Origin of the sequence: Pseudomonas campi, assembly GCF_013200955.2 — a bacterium.
In the GTDB taxonomy this organism is placed as follows: Bacteria; Pseudomonadota; Gammaproteobacteria; order Pseudomonadales; family Pseudomonadaceae; genus Aquipseudomonas; species Aquipseudomonas campi.
Map to the genome: position 1 here is coordinate 21,524 of NZ_CP053697.2, position 21,141 is coordinate 42,664.

21 protein-coding genes are annotated in these 21,141 nt (G+C 63.4%); 6 read left to right on the forward strand and 15 right to left on the reverse strand.

Going from position 1 to position 21,141, the window contains the following annotated elements; all coding sequences use genetic code 11:
- Positions 1-8: 8 nt before the first annotated feature.
- Genes tssG through tssA form a run of 9 tightly spaced genes read right to left on the reverse strand, consistent with a single transcriptional unit; the run spans position 9 to position 9,118 of the window.
- On the reverse strand, positions 9-1,016 hold the full coding sequence (gene tssG / locus HNE05_RS00075) for a type VI secretion system baseplate subunit TssG (RefSeq protein WP_173210840.1): 1,008 nt from the start codon (positions 1,014-1,016) through the stop codon (positions 9-11).
- A complete protein-coding gene (tssF, locus tag HNE05_RS00080) occupies positions 980-2,770 on the reverse strand; it encodes a type VI secretion system baseplate subunit TssF (RefSeq protein ID WP_173210842.1) in 1,791 nt (596 codons plus the stop codon). The genes tssG and tssF overlap by 37 nt, the downstream gene beginning before the upstream one ends.
- A complete protein-coding gene (locus HNE05_RS00085) occupies positions 2,770-3,237 on the reverse strand; it encodes a carboxypeptidase-like regulatory domain-containing protein (protein ID WP_173210844.1) in 468 nt (155 codons plus the stop codon). Before HNE05_RS00085 ends, tssF begins: the two co-directional genes overlap by 1 nt.
- Positions 3,234-3,620: a hypothetical protein gene (locus HNE05_RS00090; protein WP_173210847.1), complete on the reverse strand. Its 387-nt coding sequence runs from the start codon at positions 3,618-3,620 to the stop codon at positions 3,234-3,236. Before HNE05_RS00090 ends, HNE05_RS00085 begins: the two co-directional genes overlap by 4 nt.
- Complete coding sequence (locus HNE05_RS20640; RefSeq protein ID WP_173210849.1) at positions 3,613-5,076, reverse strand: PAAR domain-containing protein; 1,464 nt, start codon at positions 5,074-5,076, stop codon at positions 3,613-3,615. The genes HNE05_RS00090 and HNE05_RS20640 overlap by 8 nt, the downstream gene beginning before the upstream one ends.
- A gap of 24 nt (positions 5,077-5,100) precedes the next feature.
- Entirely contained in the window at positions 5,101-5,505 is a 405-nt protein-coding gene (gene tssE, locus HNE05_RS00100) for a type VI secretion system baseplate subunit TssE (protein ID WP_160492129.1), read from the reverse strand.
- A gap of 6 nt (positions 5,506-5,511) precedes the next feature.
- Positions 5,512-6,987, reverse strand: a complete 1,476-nt coding sequence (gene tssC, locus HNE05_RS00105) for a type VI secretion system contractile sheath large subunit (protein WP_173210851.1) — start codon at positions 6,985-6,987, stop codon at positions 5,512-5,514.
- A gap of 23 nt (positions 6,988-7,010) precedes the next feature.
- A complete protein-coding gene (gene tssB / locus HNE05_RS00110) occupies positions 7,011-7,508 on the reverse strand; it encodes a type VI secretion system contractile sheath small subunit (protein ID WP_173210853.1) in 498 nt (165 codons plus the stop codon).
- Positions 7,509-7,552: 44 nt separating this feature from the next.
- Positions 7,553-9,118, reverse strand: a complete 1,566-nt coding sequence (gene tssA, locus HNE05_RS00115) for a type VI secretion system protein TssA (RefSeq protein ID WP_173210855.1) — start codon at positions 9,116-9,118, stop codon at positions 7,553-7,555.
- A gap of 540 nt (positions 9,119-9,658) precedes the next feature.
- On the opposite strand from tssA, the gene HNE05_RS00120 reads away from it, so the two are divergent.
- From HNE05_RS00120 to HNE05_RS00130, 3 genes are all read left to right on the forward strand, one after another.
- Complete coding sequence (locus HNE05_RS00120; protein WP_173210857.1) at positions 9,659-10,165, forward strand: DUF3617 domain-containing protein; 507 nt, start codon at positions 9,659-9,661, stop codon at positions 10,163-10,165.
- A 234-nt stretch (positions 10,166-10,399) separates the two neighbouring features.
- Entirely contained in the window at positions 10,400-10,963 is a 564-nt protein-coding gene (locus tag HNE05_RS00125) for a LemA family protein (protein WP_219637210.1), read from the forward strand.
- Position 10,964: 1 nt separating this feature from the next.
- Positions 10,965-12,914 carry a DUF2207 domain-containing protein gene (locus HNE05_RS00130; RefSeq protein WP_173210859.1) on the forward strand — a complete coding sequence of 650 codons (1,950 nt, stop codon included), beginning with the start codon at positions 10,965-10,967 and terminating at the stop codon, positions 12,912-12,914.
- A gap of 36 nt (positions 12,915-12,950) precedes the next feature.
- Here HNE05_RS00130 and HNE05_RS00135 read toward each other — a convergent pair whose 3' ends face one another.
- Positions 12,951-13,184, reverse strand: coding sequence for a hypothetical protein (locus tag HNE05_RS00135; protein ID WP_173210861.1), 234 nt, complete (start codon positions 13,182-13,184; stop codon positions 12,951-12,953).
- Positions 13,185-13,353: 169 nt separating this feature from the next.
- Complete coding sequence (locus tag HNE05_RS00140; protein WP_173210863.1) at positions 13,354-13,665, reverse strand: hypothetical protein; 312 nt, start codon at positions 13,663-13,665, stop codon at positions 13,354-13,356.
- Positions 13,666-13,719: 54 nt separating this feature from the next.
- Here HNE05_RS00140 and zigA point away from each other — a divergent pair, with 54 nt between their 5' ends.
- Positions 13,720-14,925 carry a zinc metallochaperone GTPase ZigA gene (gene zigA / locus HNE05_RS00145; RefSeq protein WP_173210865.1) on the forward strand — a complete coding sequence of 402 codons (1,206 nt, stop codon included), beginning with the start codon at positions 13,720-13,722 and terminating at the stop codon, positions 14,923-14,925.
- A gap of 59 nt (positions 14,926-14,984) precedes the next feature.
- Here the strand turns inward: zigA and HNE05_RS00150 are convergent, their stop codons facing one another.
- Positions 14,985-15,338, reverse strand: coding sequence for an NADH:ubiquinone oxidoreductase (locus HNE05_RS00150; RefSeq protein WP_173210867.1), 354 nt, complete (start codon positions 15,336-15,338; stop codon positions 14,985-14,987).
- A 72-nt stretch (positions 15,339-15,410) separates the two neighbouring features.
- Between HNE05_RS00150 and HNE05_RS00155 the strand changes: the two genes are divergently transcribed.
- Positions 15,411-16,379, forward strand: coding sequence for a CobW family GTP-binding protein (locus tag HNE05_RS00155; RefSeq protein WP_173210869.1), 969 nt, complete (start codon positions 15,411-15,413; stop codon positions 16,377-16,379).
- Here HNE05_RS00155 and HNE05_RS00160 read toward each other — a convergent pair.
- The 3 genes from HNE05_RS00160 to HNE05_RS00170 form a co-directional block, all read right to left on the reverse strand.
- The gene (locus HNE05_RS00160) at positions 16,369-17,160 is read right to left on the reverse strand and encodes a hypothetical protein (RefSeq protein ID WP_173210871.1); all 792 of its coding nucleotides are present in this window, start codon (positions 17,158-17,160) and stop codon (positions 16,369-16,371) included. The two genes, HNE05_RS00155 and HNE05_RS00160, sit on opposite strands and share 11 nt — an antisense overlap.
- A 107-nt stretch (positions 17,161-17,267) precedes the next feature.
- Entirely contained in the window at positions 17,268-18,119 is an 852-nt protein-coding gene (locus tag HNE05_RS00165; RefSeq protein WP_173210873.1) for an extracellular medium-chain-length polyhydroxyalkanoate depolymerase, read from the reverse strand.
- 195 nt (positions 18,120-18,314) lie between these two features.
- Positions 18,315-19,151: an extracellular medium-chain-length polyhydroxyalkanoate depolymerase gene (locus HNE05_RS00170; protein WP_240008792.1), complete on the reverse strand. Its 837-nt coding sequence runs from the start codon at positions 19,149-19,151 to the stop codon at positions 18,315-18,317.
- Positions 19,152-19,377: 226 nt separating this feature from the next.
- Between HNE05_RS00170 and HNE05_RS00175 the strand changes: the two genes are divergently transcribed.
- Positions 19,378-21,141, forward strand: a complete 1,764-nt coding sequence (locus HNE05_RS00175; protein WP_173210875.1) for a DUF1302 domain-containing protein — start codon at positions 19,378-19,380, stop codon at positions 21,139-21,141.

The window sequence follows — 21,141 nt, forward strand, 5'->3', positions numbered from 1 at the left end:
CTCTGTCCTTAGTGAGTCATGCTGCCGATGGTGACCACACCATCGGCCTGTTCGTGGCCCAGCCAGCTGGTCCAGCCGAGGTGGCAGGGGTTGCCGGCGCCGATGCGCAGCTCGCGGATTTCCTCGTGGCGCAGGGCCAGGCGGATGTCGTAGTCGAGCGGGTCGCGCAGGGTGAAGCGCACCAGCGCGCAGAGCGGCTGGTAGCCCGTGCCGATCGGCAGGAATTCATGGAAACGTGCCCAGCTGAGCTGGCGGATATGGATGCGGAACTTGCCGCCGCGGTCGCGCACCCGCTCGCCGAGCACCAGGCTTTCGCCCAGCTGGCTGTTGGCCAGGCCGAGGCGGTTGCGCTGCTCGCCGATGATCTGTACCTGGCGCTCGACGCACTGCTCGATGCGCAGGTCGGTGTGCTTGAAGTAGTAACGCAGCACCGACTCGACCAGTGCCGCCGAGTGGGCGCGCAGGCTGAGCAGGCCGAGGTAGGGCAGCAGGCGCTTCCAGTTGAGTTCCTCGGCGGCGCGGATCTGCTCGCCGCCGAGGCCGATCAGGGCGAACAGCTGGTTGGAGAACACATCGCTGGCGCCGCGCTGGAAGCGCGCGTAGTAGCGGTACTTCTGCCAGATCGGCAGGAGCAGGCGCTGCAGGCGGTTGTTGAACAGGTCGAGGAATTCGCGGGTCGGGTTGCCGTCCGGGTTGTCGCCCAGCGCCTGTTCGCCATAGAAGGCCGGCAGCGGCGAACCAGCGCCAAACAGGCTGACCAGGTTGATGCGCAGCTGCGCGCGCAGCTCGCCGTGCTCCTCGAAGAACTGCACGCGATCAACATCGCTGCCGGGGAAGCCCAGGCTGGGGTTGGCCTGGAATTCCAGGCGCTCGTACAGCTGCTCCTCATCCAGTTCGGGATGGGCAGTGCGCAAGCGGTCCAGCACCAGCAGCACACCTTGGAACAGGCTGTACTCGCGGATGCCGGAACTGAGCTTGCTCAGAGCAGGGGCTGCTGCCCCATGCGCGGCGTCCATCGGTACACCTCTCCTTGTGTGCTGTGTACGCGCAGCTCGTGGTACGAGTTGAGGCTGGCGTAGAGGGCGAAGAATTCATTGAGCACCGAGGCGAACAGGAACAAATCCCCTTCGCCCAGGTAACCGTCCGGGTTCATGTTCAGTTCGGTACGCACACCGCGCACCGGCAGGCCGCGATGCAGGCGGTCGACGTGCTGGTGGCTGATCGACTGCAGCCCGCCGAGCAGGCGCTTGCTGACCTTTTCCGCGTGCTGGTCGTAGTAGCGCGGCAGGTCGTAGGTCTCGAGGATCACCTTGAGCGCCTCGACGTTGGCCAGCGACAGGTAGTTCAGCGACATGTTGCTGATCAGCTTCCACAGGTAGTCGCGGTGCAGCGGCGGTGCGTAGCTCGGCGTTACCGCGCTGATGTTGCGGAAGGTTAGGAACTCCGGGGTGTCCTCGCTGGGCAGGCAGATATCGCCCAGGCCCAGCTGGCGCGGCAGGTTCTGGTTGGTGCAGGTCAGCTCGATGGACAGGGTTTCCTGCTGATCCTGCTGGCGCATGCCGAAGCTCAGCCAGGTCTCCAGTCCGTCGCCGAGCATGGATGGCTGCTGGCGCACGCTGTAGTGCGGACGGGCCTTGGGCACGTCGAAGCTGGCGTCGTGCTCGAAGGACTCGAACGGCACGTATTCCTCGTAGCCCATGCCGCCGGGCTTCCAGCCGGTCACCCGGTCCACCGAGAACACCGCGCAGTGGCGCGTCTCGAATTCGGCCGGCAGCAGCAGGTACTGGTCCTGCTTGCCGTCCAGGCGGATCGGGATGGCGTCGTGGGCGAACAGGTTGACCACCGGCGTGCAGTACAGGCGCACGTTGTCCAGGGTCGGGCGGATGCGCTGCAGGCCGGTCTTCTGGATATCGAAGCGCAGCTCCAGGCCGCGCGCCCGTTCCAGCAGCTCCGCCGGCTGGCGCTTGAGCAGTTCGAGGCCCTTGAGCTCGACGAACAGGAACTTGTCCTGGAAGGCGAAGTATTCCTGCAGGTGGCGGTAGCCGCGGAAGGTGTTCAGTGGGTAGGGCACCAGCGCTTCGTCTTCGGCGAAGCCCACCGCCTCGACCTTGTCGGCACCCAGGGCGAAGCCGGGCAGCGGCTGGTCGTAGGCATCCTTGAGCGGCTTGCCCTCGCCATCCAGCAACACCAGCTGGATGCCGCCGAGGTGGCGCAGCAGGCCGAGGTAGAGCAACTGGCTGATATAGCGCTCGCCAGCCAGGTGCAGGCGCAGTTTGCTCAGTTCGACTTCGCCGAGGTGGCCATCGGCGCTCATCCCCAGGCGCAGGCTGAGCAGTGCGCCGTCGCCCTTCACCGAATAGTCCAGGCCGTTCAGCGCCAGCGGCAGCACCTCGCAGGCGAAGGCGGTGCGGAAACGGCAGGTCACACCTTCGATGGCCTTGGCTTCCACCGGCGTATGCCGCGGTACCGCCAGGGCCGGGCCGGGGCGCTTGAGCGGGTCGAACTGCAGCATGCTGAAGGCCGGCAGCGGGCGCATGTAGTTCGGCCACAGCAGGTGCATCAGTGAATGGGTCAGCTCCGGCAGCTCGTCGTCGAGCTTCTGCCGCAGGCGCCCGGTGAGAAAGGCGAAACCCTCCAGCAGCCGCTCGACATCTGGGTCGCGCCCAGCCTGGCCGAGAAACGGCGCCAGCGCCGGGCTGCGCTCGGCAAAGCGCTTGCCCAGTTGGCGCAGGGCGGTGAGTTCGCTCTGGTAGTGGTGGTTGAAGGACATCAGTTGACGGTCTCCGTGGCTGATTCGAGGCAGCTCCAGAGGTCCCCTGCAGCCTCCTCTTCGGAGATGGCGACGTGCTCAGGCTGCAGCATCAGGCGCGGCAGTTTCACCGGCTCCGACGAGCACCAATACCGGCCCATCCAGCTGCAATGGCGGATGTGATAGCCGGGTGCGCTGACCGACAGCGTGGTCCCGCAAGGCGGCCCATCGGCCAGCAGGGCGAACAGGCGATAGTCGCGGTGTTCGGCAAAGGCGAAATGGCCCTCGGCATCGCTGACGGTGTCATAGGCCCAGGATTCGTCGCTGCCGATATCCAGCTCGACCTTGGCGCCCGCCACTGCCTGCCCTGTTGCGGCAGACAGCACGCGACCCTCGATGGCCGGGTTGCGGGTTACCGAGTGCGGGTAGGGCACGCAGGCGCTAAGACTTGATAGCACCATGAATAGATAGGCAGCTTTCATGGTCATGGACAAAGTTGATCTGAGGATATTTTCCAGATATCGACGGTGTTTCCGGGGTCACCAATCGTGGTTTCTTTCAGATGGCTGAGGAAGTTATTTTTATCGAGTACGATTTCCCGTTGATTGGCGGATAGTTGCAGTTGGTAAGTGTCGGGAAATCCATTTTCCAGTTCATCGCTGAAAGATATATAAGAAAGTATTTCGGTGGATTCGCCTGGTTGTAGCGTTTTAACAAGGTGCAGAGGCTTCTTGGCGTTTGAGTATTCGTTGACGTCAATATCAACTGAATATGAGCACGCATTGTGAAAATCCACGATATACACATACTTGCTTTGGGTTGTGCAGCCGGCCAGAAGCATGGCTCCGAAAATGCCTAATGTTTTAGTCATGGAACTGCACCCTAGTTAGCCAAAGCAGGCCTTTTACGTCCTGTTCGGAGATAGATGATCGATCCCAGAAGTCCAGCCAGGCGGATTCGCCACTCGGGGGTTCCGTGAAGTAATGCATTACATCCAACTCTCCGGTAGCTGGAATATAGTTATTGTCTTTTCTTCTCTGAGTGAGAACTGTGGAAGTATCCTTATGGCTCCATGAATAGTGGGGAATAAGGCCTCCATCACCATAGTCATTAAGAACTAGGTGGCCGAATTCATGAGCCGAGGTGTGCATAAATTCTTCGTCAGAGAAAATCGCTGGGTATCTGCGTACTGACCAATATCCAGAGTTATGGTGAATGACTCTGAAACCTCCCAGGCTGGTTGACCTGCCGCCATCCACGGTTAAGTTCTCGGTAAGCGGGAAATTCTTAGCACAAGGTTTTGCATTGATGTCGGCCTTTACCGTGAAGAGGTAAAGTCCCTTACTGCTATTGATACCGTTGGCGATACCCTGTGCTCGCGTAGCGTTGCGTGACCAGTAATACTCAATGCCTCTTTTAGCCTGAGTCTCTAATGCTGCATATGTCAGCGGTGTGAGATTGCTGTTTTGACCTTTGATACCGCCATCGGAAAAGCTCGGCCGTACAGTGACTTCGACCGTTTTGGCATTGCGATCGACCCGCGCATCGACCCAATCCACTTCCTCGCTTTCATTGGCCAGCGGCAGCTCGACGATCTGCTGCAGGCCGCCCTTGACCGCTGTCAGGCGCACCTTGAGCGCGGCGCTCTTCAGCACCTTGGTATCGAGGACACCGGTCAGGCTGTAACCGTCCCATTGCCACGTGTGTTCACCAGGGGGCAGCAGCTTGGCGGTATCGGCTTCGGCATAGAGCAAGGTGCTGCCGTCCAGCACTTCCAGGGTCAGGCTATCGGCGGGCTGTTCGCGGTTGCTGACCAGGAAATCGATGGTTTCCAGGTTCTTCGTGGTGCCGCTGTCCAGCTCGTCGTAGTCGGGGATTTCCAGTGGGGTCAGGACGCGGTTGCCGCCGGATTTCAGCTCCAGCCGATAATCCAGTGCTTCGCTCTTCTGTTCCGCTGCCTCGGCACTCGGAATCAGTGCGTCGACCACGGCGGCCACCGCACTGGCGACAAAGGACACCGGCTCCACCGGGCCGATGGTCGCGCCGCCGCCGCTGGTGCCGATAATCACCGTCCCCGATCCCGCCACCACCACATTGCCGTGGTTGCCCACGGTGCCGATGGTGGTCGCCGGTTTGCCGTTGATCAGCACGTTGGGGATCACATTGCCGACCAGCGCGCCGCCGCAGGCCGAGGCATCGCCCATGCGCGCGGCCGGTTTGCCATCGAACAGTACGTCGGGCGAGCCGGCGGCGATGGGGTTGCTGCCGTGGCCCGGAATCGGGCAGGCAGTGGGGTCGCCCAGGCGGGCGGCGGGTTTACCGGACATCCATGCTCTCCTATGAACAGGCCCTTACCTGACCTTCACTTGCCCGCTGCCATCCAGCTGCGCGGCAAAACTTACGGGGCGTTTGACGCCGTCGATCTCCAGCTGGCCTTCGATGGCGAAGGCCAGGCTCAGCGGATCGTGATCGCGTGGCAGTGACACCACGCGCACCTGGGTCAAACGCGGTTCGTACGCTTCGATGAAGCGTTCGATGGCGATACGCGCCTGTTGCAAGGCATCGTGCAGCGACAGGCGCATATCGTTGAGATCGGGCAACCCGTAGTCGGGCAGCGTTTGCACGCTGCCCGCCCGGGTGCTGAGCATCTTCGCCAGGTGGGCAGCCACCGAGGCCATGGCGGACACCTCATGGCTCCAGCCGGCGCGTTTGCCGGCTTCGCCACCCAGGCGCTCGAACAGGCTGCCGTAACTCATGGCGAGTTATTCCTTGTCCAGCTTGCCGACCAAGGACAGGGTGAAATCGGCACCCATGTACTTGAAGTGCGGACGCACGTTGAGGCTGACGCGGTACCAGCCCGGCTCACCATCGACGTCGCTGACGATCACTTGCGCGGCGCGCAGCGGGCGGCGGCTACGGACTTCCGAGCTGGGGTTTTCCTGGTCGGCGACGAACTGGCGGATCCACTTGTTCAGCTCCAGCTCCAGGTCGGTGCGCTCTTTCCACGCGCCGATCTGCTCGCGCTGCAGCACTTTCAGGTAGTGCGCCAGGCGGTTGACGATGAACAGGTAGGGCAGCTGGGTGCCGAGCTTGTAGTTCAGTTCGGCGGTCTTGCCTTCCTCGCTGATGCCGAAGAACTTCGGCTTCTGGGTGGAGTTGGCGGAGAAGAACGCGGCGTTGTCGCTGCCCTTGCGCATGGTCAGGGCGATAAAGCCTTCCTCGGCCAGCTCATACTCGCGGCGGTCGGAGACCAGCACTTCGGTGGGGATCTTGGTCTCGATCTCGCCCATGCTCTCGAAGTGGTGCAGCGGCAGGTCTTCCACCGCGCCACCGCTCTGCGGGCCGATGATGTTCGGGCACCAGCGGAACTTGGCGAAGCTGTCGGTCAGCTTGGAGGCGAAGGTGTAGGCGGTGTTGCCCCACAGGTAGTGCTCGTGGTCGCCGGCGACGTTTTCCTTGTAGACGAAGCTCTTCACCGGGTTCTCTTCCGGATCGTAGGGGTTGCGCAGCAGGAAGCGCGGCAGGGTCAGGCCGACGTAGCGGGCGTCTTCGCGCTCGCGGAAGCTTTGCCACTTGGCGAACTGCGGGCCCTCGAAGTGATCCTTGAGGTCCTTCAGGTTGGGCAGGCCGGTGAAACTCTCCAGGCCGAAAAACTTCGGGCCGGCAGCGGCGATAAACGGCGCGTGGGCCATGCAGGCCACCGAGGCGACGTGCTGCATGCACTTGATGTCCGGCGAGCTGGGGTCGAAGAAGTAGTTGGCGACGATAGCGCCGACCGGCTGGCCGCCGAACTGGCCGTACTCGGCGGTGTAGATGTGCTTGTACAGGCCGGACTGGGTGATTTCCGGGCTGTCCTCGAAGTCGTCCAGCAGGTCCTGCTTGGAGGCGTTGAGGATTTCCAGCTTGGTGTTTTCGCGGAAGTTGGTGCGATCGACCAGCAGCTTGAGGCCGCGCCAGGACGATTCCAGGGCCTGGAAGTCGGCGTGGTGGAGGATCTCGTCCATCTGCCGGCTGAGCTTGGCGTCGATCTCCGCGATCATGCGGTCGACCATGGCCTTCTTCACCGGCTCGTTCTGGTTGTGCGGCTTCAGCAGCTCTTCGATAAAGGCCGACACGCCACGCTTGGCGATGTCGTAGGCCTCGTCGTCCGGGGTCAGCCGGGTTTCCGCGATGATGCGGTCGAGAATGCCGGCTTCGGCGACATTCCGGGTGGTTTCCACTACTGCACTGGTGCTCATGCTCGGGCTTCCTTGTCGAGGGTTCAGGCGTCTTGCTGGGTCAGGCCCAGCTCGCCCAGTACGCGGTCACGCGAGTCGTCGTCGGCGAGCACGCTTTCGATCGCCTTGCGGAAGGCCGGGGCGTTGCCCAGCGGACCTTTCAGGGCGACCAGGGCGTCGCGCAGTTCCATCAGCTTCTTCAGCTCGGGAACCTGGTCGACCACGGCGGCGGGGTTGAAGTCTTTCATCGAGTTGATGCGCAGCTGCACCGGCAGTTCGTCGGCGCCCTGCTCATCCTGCAGGCGGTTGGCCACGCTGAAGGTCAGGTTGAGTTCCTGCTTGCCGAGCACTTCGTCGAAGTTGTTCTTGTCGATGCTGATCGGCTTGCGGTCTTCGATCTTGCGGTCGTCGGCGCGCTGGGTGAAATCACCGAGGACCATCAGTTTGAGTGGCAGTTCGATCTCTTCCTGGGCGCCGCCTGTGGCGGGCTTGAAGGTGACGTTGATGCGTTCCTTGGGGGCTACCGAGCCTTCTTTGGCCATGGCTGTTCTCCTTTACGTTTTCGGTATGTACGGGCCTTGCGGCCTTAATCCAGCACCACTTCGAGGTCGAGGTGGCACAGCCTGCGGTGGATCTCTTCCTTGCGTTCGCGGATCACGTGGCTCTGCGGCAGCAGCTCGTAGCAGCTGTGCAGCAGGCGCAGCACTTCCAGGGCGAGATCGGGTTCCCACTCGCCGAGGCCGGAGGCCTGCAGCGTCTGGTCGAGGGATTCGAGTTGGGTCTTGGCCAGTTCGTGCTTCTTCGCCGCGCTGCACAGGCGCGCCAGGCTCAGCTGCCAGAAGAAGCGGGCGCGGCCGCCCTGGGCCTGGGCCATGCCCTGTTTGAGCTGTTGCACGGCGGCTTTCAGGCCGTCCTTGCGCAGCTGCGGCAGCACCGCCTGCAGGGCGACTTCCCAGGCCGGCAGGCTGCCACCGTCGCTAGTCAAGGTGGGGGCGGGTTCGGTACTGGCCGTCTGCAGATGCGGCAGTACATGGGCGCCGATCCAGGCGCGGGTTTCGGCGTCAGCGAACGGCAGACCATCGTGGAAACACAGTTCTTCCAGGCCGGGCACGCGCTGCAGGAACAGCGCTAATTGGATCTCCACCTCGGCCATGGCCGGCTCGGCGCCCAGCTCCTGCAGGCACTCCCAGGCCAGGCGCTGGCCGTCGAGCCAGAACGGCGCGCGGGCGATGCTGGTTTCCAGCTCCAGCAGCAGGTCGGCGTACTGGCCGGCGGCGAAGCGTTCGCGGTAGCTGGCCAGCTTATCCACCGGCAGGCCACGCAGGGCGGTAACCTGCTCGGCATTGCGTTCCGGCAGGCTATCGATCGGCAGCCACAGCAGGGTGCGCGCCAGGCGCAGGGCGCGAATGTCGCTGGCCTTCTGCTTCAGCCACCAGCCGCACAGCGGTCGGGCGCCGTCCTGCAATGCGCGCAGGGATTTGTGCGCATCGCGTTCGTTGTCGATCGGCGTGCTGGCGCTGAACACCTGACTGGCGGCCTGCTTGACCTGGGCCAGGGCGGCGCCGACCACGCCCGGTTCGGCCTGGCCCTGAGTGGCGCGGTTGATCTGTTCGTCGATACGCCGGCACAGCGGCAGCAGCAGCGGGGCGTCTTCACCCAGGTGGGCGGAGAGGCAGCCTTCCAGTTTGCGCAGCAGCTCGGCGAGGGTGCGGAACAGCGGCAGTTGCGTGGCTACCGGAATGTCTTCGCCGAGGGCCTTTTCCAGGCGTGGAGTGAGCCAGGCGAAGGCGGCGGCACGGGTGCGTTCCTTGCGCGGGTGCAGCTCGTCCCAGTGCTGGCTGCAGAGCTGGTGCAGCAGGCCCAGACCGGCTTGTAGGCCACTGAGGTTTTCGCGCTGGTACAGGCTCCAGGTCAGCCAGCTGGCGACGCGCAGATCCTTGGACTGCTCACGCAGCAGCGCCTCGCTCTGCTCGCGGACTTTCTGCCAGTCGATGGCATCGGTCTGGTGCATGGCCGCGGCCTTTTCCAGCTCGCGTTCCAGCACTTCGTATTCTGGCGAATAACGAATATCCGCACCGGCAAAGTCCCCTTCTTTAATTGGGGTATTGGCCAGTTGCAGATAATGTTCGGCGAGCGAGCTGGAAACAGTCATTCCTTGACCTGTTAATTAGATACATAACTTCCATGTCTTCATCCAGATATTAAGGATGAATGCTTTGGACTTCCGATGTGCGCAACTTTTTGCGCACCTTGATGTGCAATAAGTTGCGCACAAGCCCTATGGGGTGGGCATCCTAGACCTGTGTCGGAGGGGGGGCAAGCGCGAAAAGTGTGACCTGTATGGCAACGGGGAAGATTGCATGGCTGTGTTTTGGTACGTTCGTTCTTGAATTATGGCGGTGCATTATTAGTTATTTGGCTGCATTAATAGCGATCGGATATATGCACCGTGATATGTAAGTAAATGCTTACCCGCTAATTAGTGGCGCATCACAGTTATTTGCGAAAAAGCACAACTTAGTGTGACCGCCAGCAACTTTTCGCCGATTGCCGACTTGCTGGCTATCATCGGCTCTTCACGGCGGACGGGGCGGCCGGACGGGTGTGGGGCGCGGCGCTTTCTAACCGGCAGCGGCACAGGGCCTGGCCTAAGCTGGCAAGGTTGCCTGAACCTTCGTCAAGGAGTCCCGCCATGCGTATTCAGTCGTTGTTGATTCTCTGTCTCGGCCTGCTGCCCGCCCTGGCTAGCGCCGAGCAGATCCGTCCGGGGTTGTGGGAGTTCACCGGCAACATGCAGAGCGATGGCCAGGCGATGCCGGACATGCAGGAGATGCTCGGCCAGCTGCAGAACCTGCCGCCCGAGCAGCGCCAGATGATGGAGCAGATGATGGCCAAGCAGGGCGTCAAGCTGGGTGGGGCCGGCGTGCAACTGTGCCTCAGTGAGGCGCAGGCCAAGGCGCGCGACATTCCCCTGCAGGACCCCGAATCCGGCTGTACCCATGAGATCACCGAGCGTGGTGAGGATGTCTGGAAGTTCCGCTTCACTTGCCCGGATGGTCAGGGCGAAGGGGAAACCCGCTTCGAAGGTGACACGGCCTTCAGTACCCAGGTCAACGGCGTCTATGGCGGCCGGCAGAGCAGCATGCACAGCCAGGCGCGCTGGGTCAGTGCTGATTGTGGTGGGCTGCTGCCGCGCTGAGAGTCTGTTTACGATCTCCTGGCTGTCGGCCATCCGGCGTTAAAAGTGGCCTCAAAATGCTCATTTACAATTCGTAAACTGCGCTTTTTCGGCCACTTTTGCCTTGTCTGGCTCTAATCCAGAAGATCGTAAACAGCCTCTGCGTGGCGAGCTGTGGTGCAGTCGGCTGCGCACGGGCAGGCCTTGTGGGTAAGCTGCGCCGCTTGAATCCGCGGTTTTTCAGGGGAGTGTTGTATGCAGGGATTCGTGTGGGTGGCGCTGGCCGCGCTGGCGTTGCTGCTGGTGGCCGTCGTTTATGGCTACAACCGCCTGGTGTTCAATCGCGCGCGGGTGGCCGAGGCCTGGAGTGGCATCGATGTGCAGCTCAAGCGCCGCTCCAGTCTGATCCCCAACCTGGTCGGCTGCCTCAAGGTGTACATGGCCCATGAGCGCGACACCCTGGAGGAACTGGTGCTGCAGCGCGGCGCTGTGCAGGCCCACGAAGGCGATGACCCACCCGGCCGCAGCGCCGCTGAGAGCCAGCTGAGTGCGGGCCTGCTGCGGGTGTTCGCCTTGGCCGAGAACTACCCCGAGCTGAAGGCCGATGGCGGCTTCCTCGATCTGCAGCGCACCCTCAGCGAGCTCGAGGAGCAGATCCAGATGGCCCGCCGCTACTACAACGGCGCGGTGCGCGAGCTCAACGTGCTGGTCGAATCGGTGCCGAGCAACCTGCTGGCACAGCTGTTCGGCTTTCAGTGCGCTGCTTATTTCGCCCTGGACGATGCTCGCGACGCCCTTTCCCCGACACTGGAGTTCTGAAATGTCCGGATGGGTGAAATCTCTGCTGCTGTTGTGCTGCCTGCTGCCCGCCACGGGCTGGGCCGAGGAAGTCATCGAGGCCTACACCGTCGGCCTGCAGGTCGAGCGCGATGGCTACCTGCAGGTGGTCGAGCGCATCACCGTGCAGGCTGAGGGACAGCAGATCCGCCGCGGCATCTACCGCGACATTCCCACCCGCTACAGCCTGGGCAATGGTCTGGAGCGGCGCACGCCGATCCAGATGCTGGAAGTGACCCGCGATGGCCAGGGCGAACCTTTCCACAGCGAGGCGCTGGGTGCCGGCATCCGCTATTACCTGGGCTCGGCCGACCATGAGCTGGAGCCCGGGCGCTACACCTATCAACTGCGCTACCGCATCGACGCCCAGCTGCTGCACCGGGAGGGCGAAGACGAGCTGTACTGGAACGCCACCGGCAACGACTGGAGCTTTCCGATTCAGGCCGCGGCCGTGCAGGTGCAGTTGCCCGAGGGCGCGCGCATCGGCGATGTGATGGGCTACACCGGCTTTGTCGGCGACAGCGGCAGCGATTACCGCGAGGAGCGGCGTACGGGTAATCAACTGCTGCTGCGCACCACGCGCGTTCTGCAGCCCGGCGAAGGCTTTACCGTGGCGGTGGACTGGCAGGCCGGCCTGGTTGAGCGCCCGGGCATGGGCCAGCGTATCGCCCGGCTGATCGCCGACAACCTGGGTGTGTTCTTCGGTCTGCTGCTGTTGCTCGGCCTGTTCGCCTATTACCTGTGGTGTTGGTTCGACGTCGGCCGCGACCCGCGCAAGGGCCTGGTGATTCCGCTGTTCGCCGCGCCGGATGGGCTGGCGCCGGCCGTGCTTGGCTATCTGTGGAACCGAGGTTTTCGTGGTGGCTACAGCGCCGCCGAGGCCGTCAGCGTGAGCTTCACCGACCTGGCCATCCGCAAGCTGCTGACCCTGGAAGACAGCCCGCGGGGCGCCGCTTTTATCCTCGATTCGGGGCCGGCGCCGCGCGACAACCTGCAGACTCACGAGCAGGCGCTGCTCGACGAATTGTTCCCGGCAGACAAACCGAGCAAGCCCCTGCGCGTCGGCAGCAGCTATGAGCCGCGCCTGGCCAAGGCCATCGATGCGCACAGTGCGGCAATGGGCGAGCGGGGCAAGAACTGGCACAGCAACAACCGCGGCGCCTGGGGCTGGGGGGTGGCCTGGGCGCTGGTCGGCACCCTGGTCAGCGTGTTTGCCAGCGTCGACGGCGAAGAACAGCTGGGCCTGGCGATTTTCGGCCTGATGTTCGGCCTGTGTTTCGGCCTGTCCGGGGTGTTCATGCTGGTTGCCGGTATCCGCCTGTGGCGCGAAGGCACACCGGACAACGGTGGCGGGGTGCTGATCGGCGCCGGGGCGATCTTCATCATCCCCGGAGCCATCGGCCTGGCCGTGCTGTTCTACAACCTGGCGCCGATGGTCGTGGTGCTGCTGGTGCTGTTCTGGCTGCAGGTCATTCTCTTCCGTGGCTGGCTGGAAGCGCCATCGGTGGAAGGGCGGCGCCTGCTGGATGCGGCCGAGGGTTATCGCGAGTACCTACAGCTGGCCGAGAGCGAGACCCTGGCCCGCGCCGCCGAGGCTCCGGCCATGAGCATCGCCCTGTACGAGCAGCACCTGCCCTATGCCATGGCCCTGGGCGTGGAAGGGGCCTGGACCGCGCGCTTCACCGCGGCCCTGGATGCCGGGCTGATCGATCCCGCACTGCGCGAATACCAACCCGACTGGTACCGCAGCCGCAGCAGCTTCGCCAGGCCCAGCGCGCTGACCGGTGCCCTGCTCGGTGGCCTGAGCAGCGCCACCTCGAGCGCCGCCACGCCGCCGCCCAGCCCGTCTTCGTCGGGTAGCTCCTCGGGTGGCTCGTCCGGCGGCGGTTCTTCGGGGGGCGGTGGTGGAGGCGGGGGTGGCGGCGGCTGGTAGGCGCCGTCTCGAGCCAGGCTTGCTGCGTGACTGTGCTTAGCGACGGGTAGCCTTGAGTTTTTCCACCAGACGCTGGCTTTGCTCCAGCTGCTCGTCCTCGTTGAGCTGAGGGTTATCCAGTACGGCGTTCATCGCCTCGATCAGCTCGCCCTGTTGCTGCGCGCGCTCGGCCAGCTGCTGCAGTTGGGCCTCGCGGCGCCAGCTCCAGATGGCCCAGCCGACGACTGCCAACAGCAGCAGGGCCAAGGCTATTAGGGGCAGAGTGTTCATGCGGTGCTCCTGTGTGGGATTTCACTGTTGTGCTGCACGGTAGCAGGCTGGCGGAGCGTCGTCAGTGCATGTCCGTCCCGCGTTGCGCTGTGTACATTTTCCGCGCATGTCACCTGTAGCGAGAGCTTCGAGCGCTGAGCTGGCCGAGTGGCCGGATTAATGGCACCCATCAATAATTAGATGATGGCCGCGTATTCGCTACTTTTGCCTGCATATTAAGCTCTATTTGTCTTTTGTTGGTGAGCTGTCCAGCTGTTGCCTGGATGACGAACGTCCTCGTCCGCGGCAGTTCCACGTGAAACCCATTGTCCATGGCCAGACGCGGAAGTGTCTGCGCTACCAAGTTGGTTGAGCCGCTGCGGTGCTTCAGCTCATTTTGCTGAGAGGCAAATCGTAGCCACGTGGCGGCGGCTACGGCATCGCTATTGGGCGGTGTGTTGCTGAGCGTATTGGTTATGTTATAACAAAAATAGAAGCGCATTTGACACCACCCAGCCGTGCCCAGCCAAGACCAATGGCGAGCGAGGAATTCCCCATGAACAAGCGTCTACCCGTCACCGTGCTGTCCGGCTTTCTCGGTGCCGGCAAGAGCACCCTGCTCAACCATGTGCTGAAGAACCGCGACGGCCTGCGCGTGGCGCTGATCGTCAACGACATGAGCGAGATCAACATCGATGGCAGCGCGGTGCAGCGCGATGTCAGCCTCAATCGTGCCGAAGAGAAGCTGGTGGAGATGAGCAACGGCTGCATTTGCTGCACCCTGCGCGAGGATCTGCTCGAAGAGGTCGCCCGACTGGCTCGCGATGGCCGCTTCGACTACCTGCTGATCGAGTCCACCGGCATCAGCGAACCGCTGCCGGTGGCCGAGACCTTTACCTTCCGCGACGAGCAGGGCCAGAGCCTGGCCGACCTGGCGCGCCTGGATACGCTGGTGACGGTGGTCGACGGGGTCAATTTCCTGCGCGACTTGCATGCCGCCGAAAGCCTGGCCAGCCGTGGCGAAACCCTCGGTGAGGAAGACGAGCGCTCGATCACCGACCTGCTGATCGAACAGGTGGAGTTTGCCGACGTGATCTTGATCAGCAAGACCGATCTGATCTCCAGCGCAGAACGGGAGGAGCTGCTCGCCATCCTGCGTGGGTTGAATACCGAGGCCGAGATTTTGCCGATGGTCATGGGCCAGGCGCCGCTGGCGAAGATCCTCAACACCGGCCGCTTCGACTTCGACCGCGCCGCCCAGGCACCGGGCTGGCTCAAGCAGCTACGCGGCGAGCATGTGCCGGAAACCGAGGAATACGGCATCGCCTCCAGCGCCTATCAGGCGCGCCGGCCGTTCCATCCCGAGCGCTTCTTCGCCTTCCTCAATCGCGAGTGGGTCAATGGTCGCCTGCTGCGCTCCAAGGGCTTCTTCTGGCTGGCCAGCCAATACCAGGAAGCCGGCAGCTGGTCGCAGGCCGGCGGCCTGATGCGCCATGGCTATGCCGGGCGCTGGTGGCGCTTCGTGGCCAAGGCGCAGTGGCCGCAGGACGAAGAAGGGCTGCGCACGCTGATGGCCAAATGGGATGCCGCGGTCGGCGACTGCCGCCAGGAACTGGTGTTCATCGGCCAGAAGATCGACTTCGCCTTGCTGCGCTGTGAGCTGGATGACTGCCTGCTGACCGACGCCGAGATGGCCGCCGGTCCCGAGGCCTGGATGCGCCTACCTGATCCGTTCGGGCCCTGGGTGGTCGAGGCGGCGTAGTGCTTGGAGCCTGATGTGGCGCTCGTCTAGGAGTGGCCAGCTAACAAGACCTGGGTGTCTCAGCGCGCCATCCAAACGCCCTTGCTCTGCTGCTCGCAGGCCGGCTTGAGGTAGCGCGCGTCGGTTTCGATGCCGTAGTAGTGGATGTCCTGCTGATAGGGCGTGCCGCCGACCCGCGCGTTGCGGCACTCGCCGAAGGCGCCGTTGGGGCATTGTTCGACGAAGCTGACCTCGACCTTCTGCCCTTGCAGCTGCGGCGCGCAGAAGCCACCACGGAACAGGTTGGCCGGGATGCTGCGGTTCTGCTGGCAGATCTTCACAGCCACCTGGTTGCCCTGGCTGTGGATCACGCAGGCTTCGCCCCAGGCCTGGCTCGCCAGCCCCAGCAGCAATACGACAGCAATCGAACGCATCCCGTTTGTCCTTGTGTGCAAAGGGGCGACTTTAGCCTTTTCTGCGCGGCGGCAAAACCGCACCATAGGGCCATGCTGACGAATATCCCGACCCATCTGATCACTGGCCCACTGGGTGCCGGCAAGACCAGCCTGATCCGCCACCTGCTGACGCAGAAGCCGGCGGATGAGCGCTGGGCGGTGCTGATCAACGAGTTCGGCCAGATCGGCCTGGATGCCGCGCTGCTGACCACAGCGGCCGATGGCATCAGCCTAGCTGAGGTGGCCGGCGGCTGTCTGTGCTGCGTCAACGGTGCGCCGTTCCAGGTCGGCCTGGGTCGCCTGTTGCGTCAGGCGCGGCCGCATCGTTTGTTGATCGAGCCTTCGGGTCTGGGCCATCCCGCCGAGCTGATGCAGCAACTGCGCGAGTTGCCCTGGCGCGATGTGCTGGCCCTGCAGCCGCCGGTGATGGTGCTGGACGCCGCCGCGCTGGCCGCCGGTGAGCCGCTGCCGGCGGCGCAGCAGGATGCCCTGGGCAGCATGGGCCTGCTGCTGCTGAACAAGGCCGAAGCGCTGGGCGAAGCCGCCCGTGAGCAACTGCGTGGGCAGTTGCCTGCACTACCCATGCTCTGGACCAGTCAGGGGCAGCTGGATTTCAGCGCCTTGCCCGGTCATGCGAGCCGGGCGGGTCAGGCAGCTGAGGCTGTGGCTTTGCCCCAGGGTCAGGCGCCCGTCGCGGCGCTATGGCGTGATGCCGGCGAGCCGATCTGCCAGATCCAGCAACAGGCCGAGGGCTGGAGCATCGGCTGGCGCTGGCATCCGAGCCAGCGCTTCGAGCTGCTGCGTGTGCAGCAGTGGCTGGGCGGCCTGCCCTGGCGGCGGGCCAAGCTGGTGCTGCAGAGCAACGCCGGCTGGCTGTCCGCCAACGCCCTGCACGGCCAGGCGCTGCACTGGCAGAGCAGCGAGTGGCGCAAGGATTCGCGGCTGGAGCTGATCTTCAGCGAAGCGCAGAACGCCGCCGAGCTGCAGCGCGGCATGCGCGCCTGCCGGCTCAGCGACTGACGCTGGCCCCGCTCTCGGCCCTGGCCAGCGGCAACCTGGCGATGGCTTCGATGATCCGCGCGCCGTAGCGATTGACCAGCGACGGAATCGCCGAGCTTTGATAGTTGCGCAGCGACGGTTCGATATAGCGCCATTTGGAGTCGATTTCGCCGAGCAGGCGCTGGTATTCGTGGCTCTGTGGCGTGGCGGGTAGCAATGTCTTGAGCGCTCCGTCGAACTCCTCGGTCAGCTGGTCGATTGCTGGCAGATCACCACCCAGGCTGTTGGCGCCGACGTTGTAGGCGATGTAATGGGTGGTGATTTGCTGCAGCAGAAGTTCCAGATTGCGGCCGCGCTGCGTCAGGTCATCCGGGATGGGCAAGGGCGGCTGATCCAGTCTGTTGGCGAGGGCATCGCACTGCGTCATCAGCTGGCCATTGAGACGAATCAGCTCGGCGATTGCACTGCCATCCGGATCCTCCTGCTGTTGCAGCCGGCGATTCAGCTCGCCGAGCAGGTTGGCATAGCTGTGCCAGGGCTGGCGGATAGCGCTCACATCGCTGCTTTCGGCGAGCAGGGCCAGCTGCACGTCGGCCAGCGCCATGCGCCGTTCCAGCGAGCGGCTATGGGCCGGGTCGGCATCGATTCCATAGAGCAGGTAGAAGTCGCCAAGCGAGCCCAGCACGGCCAGGCGCAACTGGTGCAGGTGGGCGGGCGCGGCGTCTGTGCGGTTGGCGCTGGCGGGGTTACAGAACAGCGCCAGGCAGATGCTCAGGAGCAGGCTGAGGAGGGGTTGCGGCATACGGACTCCGGGGCGCGCCCGGTCGACGGCCGCGAACGGATCGAGCCGGGTGCAGGTGGGCAGATAAGGGGGAAGCGGGCAGCGCCGGGGCTGCCCGCAAGCAGCCGTCAGGGGTGGCCGTTGAACCAGGCGAGAATCTTGCCGGGCGAGCCAGCGAACCATTCATGACCGCCCAGGGGCTCGGTGTGACGCGCGGTTTCGATGCCGTGGTAGAGCAGGCGCTCGTAGTACAGATCCATGCTCCACCATGGCACCGCGATGTCGACGAAGCCATGCAGAAAGTAGGTCGGCGGATGGTCGGCCGGCAGCTCGTTGGGCACTACGCACAGCGGGCCGCCGCAGGTGGCGTAGGAGCCGGACTGGATGGCCAGGGCCTTGAACTTGCCGGGGAAGGACACCGCCATGCGGCTGGTGTTGTAGCCGCCGCTGGAAATCCCGGTGGCGTATTGGCGCTGCCTGTTCAGCGGGCCGAAATGGCCGCTGGCGATAGCGTCGAACACGTTGCCGAGGAAGTCGTAGTCGGTGCTGGTCTCATAGGCCTGGGCCAGGCCGGGGAGGTTGGTTTGCCAGAACAGATCGGCCGGGGCGCTGGGCGCGATCACCGCATAGCCGTTGTTCAGCAGGGTCTGCACCAGCTTGCCTTCGTAGAAACCACCGAACGGCTGGTTGCTGTAGTAGGTGAAGTTATCCAGCGGGAAGAACGAGCCCTGGTAGATCAGCACCGTCGGCCAGCCGCCGGCGGGTGGGGTGCCGAGGGGTGTCTGGTAGATCACCTTGCGCTGACCGACCAGGCCGGAGTCGATCCAGGTGGACTGGTAGCTGCAGCTGACCTTGGCCGGTAGCAGCAGGCTCTTCTTGCGTTCGCTGCAGCGCGAGTCGGCCGCAGCCGTGTCGTGTAGCAGGCTGGCCAGAAGCAGGACGAACAAGGGGGTAAAACGGCGAAAGCGGGCAGTGTGCATGGCAGTATTTCTCCGTTGTTATTATGTACCGCACTTTTAATAGAAACCGGAATTCCGATTCCGTCAAGTGGCTGAAGGCCACGGAGCGCGGGGCCTGTACGGATAACGGTTCAGTTTCTTCGGGGAAGTCGGCGAGCTAGAGCGCTCGCCAAAGAGATCGAGAAATCCGCCTGGAGAGGGCTGGCGACCAGCGGTTCAGGGATGCTGGTTGAACCAGTTGAGTATCTGTCCCGGACTGCTGGCGAACCAGGTATGGCCGCCGCTGGGTTCGCTATACAGCGCGGTTTTCAGGCCCTGGTAGAGCATACGGTCGTGGTACGGCTGCATGCTGGTCCAGGGCACGATCCAGTCCGCCTGGCCATGCACGAACAGGGTGGGCGGATGATCGGCCGGCAATGCCGGCACTTCGCAGCGCACCCCGACGCAGGTGGCATAGGACGCCGACTGGATGGCCAGCGCCTTGAACTTGCCAGGGAAGGAGATGGCCATGCGGCTGGTGTTGTAGCCACCGCTGGACATGCCACCGGCGTATTGGCGCTGCTTGTTCAGTGGGCCGAACTTGCCAGTGGCGATGGCCGTGAACAGGTTGTTGAAGAACAGGTAGTCGTTACTTTGCTGGTAGTTGCTGGCGTACTCGGGGGCATTGGTCTGCCAGGCATCTTTGGCCGTCAGGGCGTTGGGGGCGACGACCGCATAGCCGCTGTCCAACAAGGCCTTTACCAGCTTGCCCTGATAATAGGCGCCGTAGGGCATGTCGCTGCGGTAGCTGAAGCTGTTCACCGTGGCCAGGGAGCCGTGGTACAGCAGCGCCACCGGCCAACCACCTGCCGGTGCCTTGCCGGTCGGGATTTGATAGACCACCTTGCGCTTGCCGGCGCTGCCGGAATCGATCGAGAGAGTCTTGTAGCTGCAGATGAGGGTGGCCGGTTGGCTGAGGGTGTTATCGCTGCAGCGCGACTCGGCTAGGGCTGTCGTGCCGGCCAGCATCAGGGCGGCGGTGAGAAGAGGACGAGCGAGATAGGCAGTCGGCATACAGCTGCTCCTGCTTTCTGTGAGTGGCAAGGCAGTAGACGCCGGCTTTTGCGGAAATGCTCGTTTTATTGGCGCCATTTTTACGTCATGCGATGGCTGGCACAGCTAAGTGGCAAAGGCGGTGGCAAAAAAATAACGAGGTGGTCTTGCCAGAGTCCGGTGGCAGAGCTAAATTGATTCGGAACCGATGTTCCGATTCCGATAAAAACAACAGCTGGAGGTCATCGTGACTTACCAAGGAAAGGGTTTTGCACTTGCTGGTCTGGCATTGCTCGGCACGCTGCCCATAGGAGTGGCGCAGGCGTTTCAGGTGCGTTCGGGTGACTGGACCACGTCTCTCGATACCACGTTGTCCTACGGCGTCAGCTACCGCATGGAAGATCAGGACAACAAGCTGATCGCCCGCGCCAATGGCGGCAAGGGCAACAATGCCGGGCTGATCAACTCGGACGACGGCAACCTCAACTTCCGCAAGGGCGAACTGTTCTCCGAAGTGGTCAAGGCGGTGTCCGAGCTGGACCTGCGCTACCAAGATCGCTACGGCGTGTTCGTCCGCGGCCGCACCTTCTATGACTTCGAGCTGGAAGACGACCAGCGCCGCCATCGCGAGATCAGCAATGACGGCCTGGAAGAGGCCGGCTCCAGCGCCGATCTGCTCGATGCCTTCGTCTACGGCAGCTGGACGGTCAACGAGCGTGACCTCAATGCCCGTCTCGGCCGCCAGGTGATCAACTGGGGCGAGGGCCTGTACTACCAGAACGGCATCGGCGCCACCAACCCGGTGGACATCAATGCCCTGCGCGCGCCCGGTTCGGAAGTGAAGGAGGCCTACATGCCGACCTTCATGGTTTCCGGCTCCTTTGAACTGCGCGACAACCTCACACTGGAAGGCTACTGGCAGCCGGGCTGGGCCTGGGAAGCGTCGAAGATCGACCCCTGCGGTACCTACTATTCGACCCTCGATGTCCTCGGTGAAGGCTGCGACTACCTGTCCGCCTCGCCTCTGCAGGAGGCGGCAACCGGGCTGGTCGGCGAGCCACTGGCGTTCGATAACCCGGCAGCGGCCCAGGCCTATGCCGACAGCCTGCCGCCCGGCTTCGTCAACGATCTACTGCGTGGTTACCTGCCGAGCACCTTCATTCAGCGTGGCAAGGACATCGACGGCGACGATTCGGCGCAGTACGGCGCGGCCCTGCGCTGGTATGTGCCGGAGCTGAACGACACCGAGCTGGGTTTCTACTACCTGCGTTACAACATGCAGGTGCCGATGATCGGCTTGACGGTTGGTCAGCCGGTGACCCTGCCGGGCGCCGGCGTGCTGCCCGATGCCAGCAGCTCGCGCTACTACGCCGAGTACCTGGAGAAGCGTGACCTGTTCGGCATCAGCTTCAACACCTCGATTGGTGGTGACAGCATCTTCAATGGCCTGTCGCTGGCCGGTGAGCTGAGCTACCGGCCGGATACACCGATCGCCCTCGGTCTCAACGAATACCTGCCGGATGCCCTGCTCGGCAGCCTCAGTGGGTTGCCGGTGGGCAGCAAGCTGGATGGCTACCGCGAGAAGGACATGTACCAGGCCTCGCTGGTGGGTATCTACAACTTCAACGGGGTGCTTGGCTCCGACTCGGCAACCCTGTTCTCCGAGCTGGTCGCCAGCCGCGTGCAGGGGCTGGAGTCGGATGTCGACTACTACGAAGCCACCAGCAGCGCCTACGGCGGCCAGGTCAGTCTGCAGCTGACCTACACCAACGTGTTCAACCTGGTGAACCTGGTGCCCAACGTCAGCTACCAGTACAGCATCAACGGCGTCGCCCCCCAGCTCACCAACGGCCTGGATGAAGAGGCGCAGAGTTACTCGCTGGGTCTCGATGCGATCTACAAGGAGTCCTTCACTGTCGGCGCCAAGTACGTCGACTACAGCGGCGGCGGTCTATCGAACAAGCGTACCGACCGCGACTTCCTTAGCTTCAACGTCAAATACAGCTTCTGA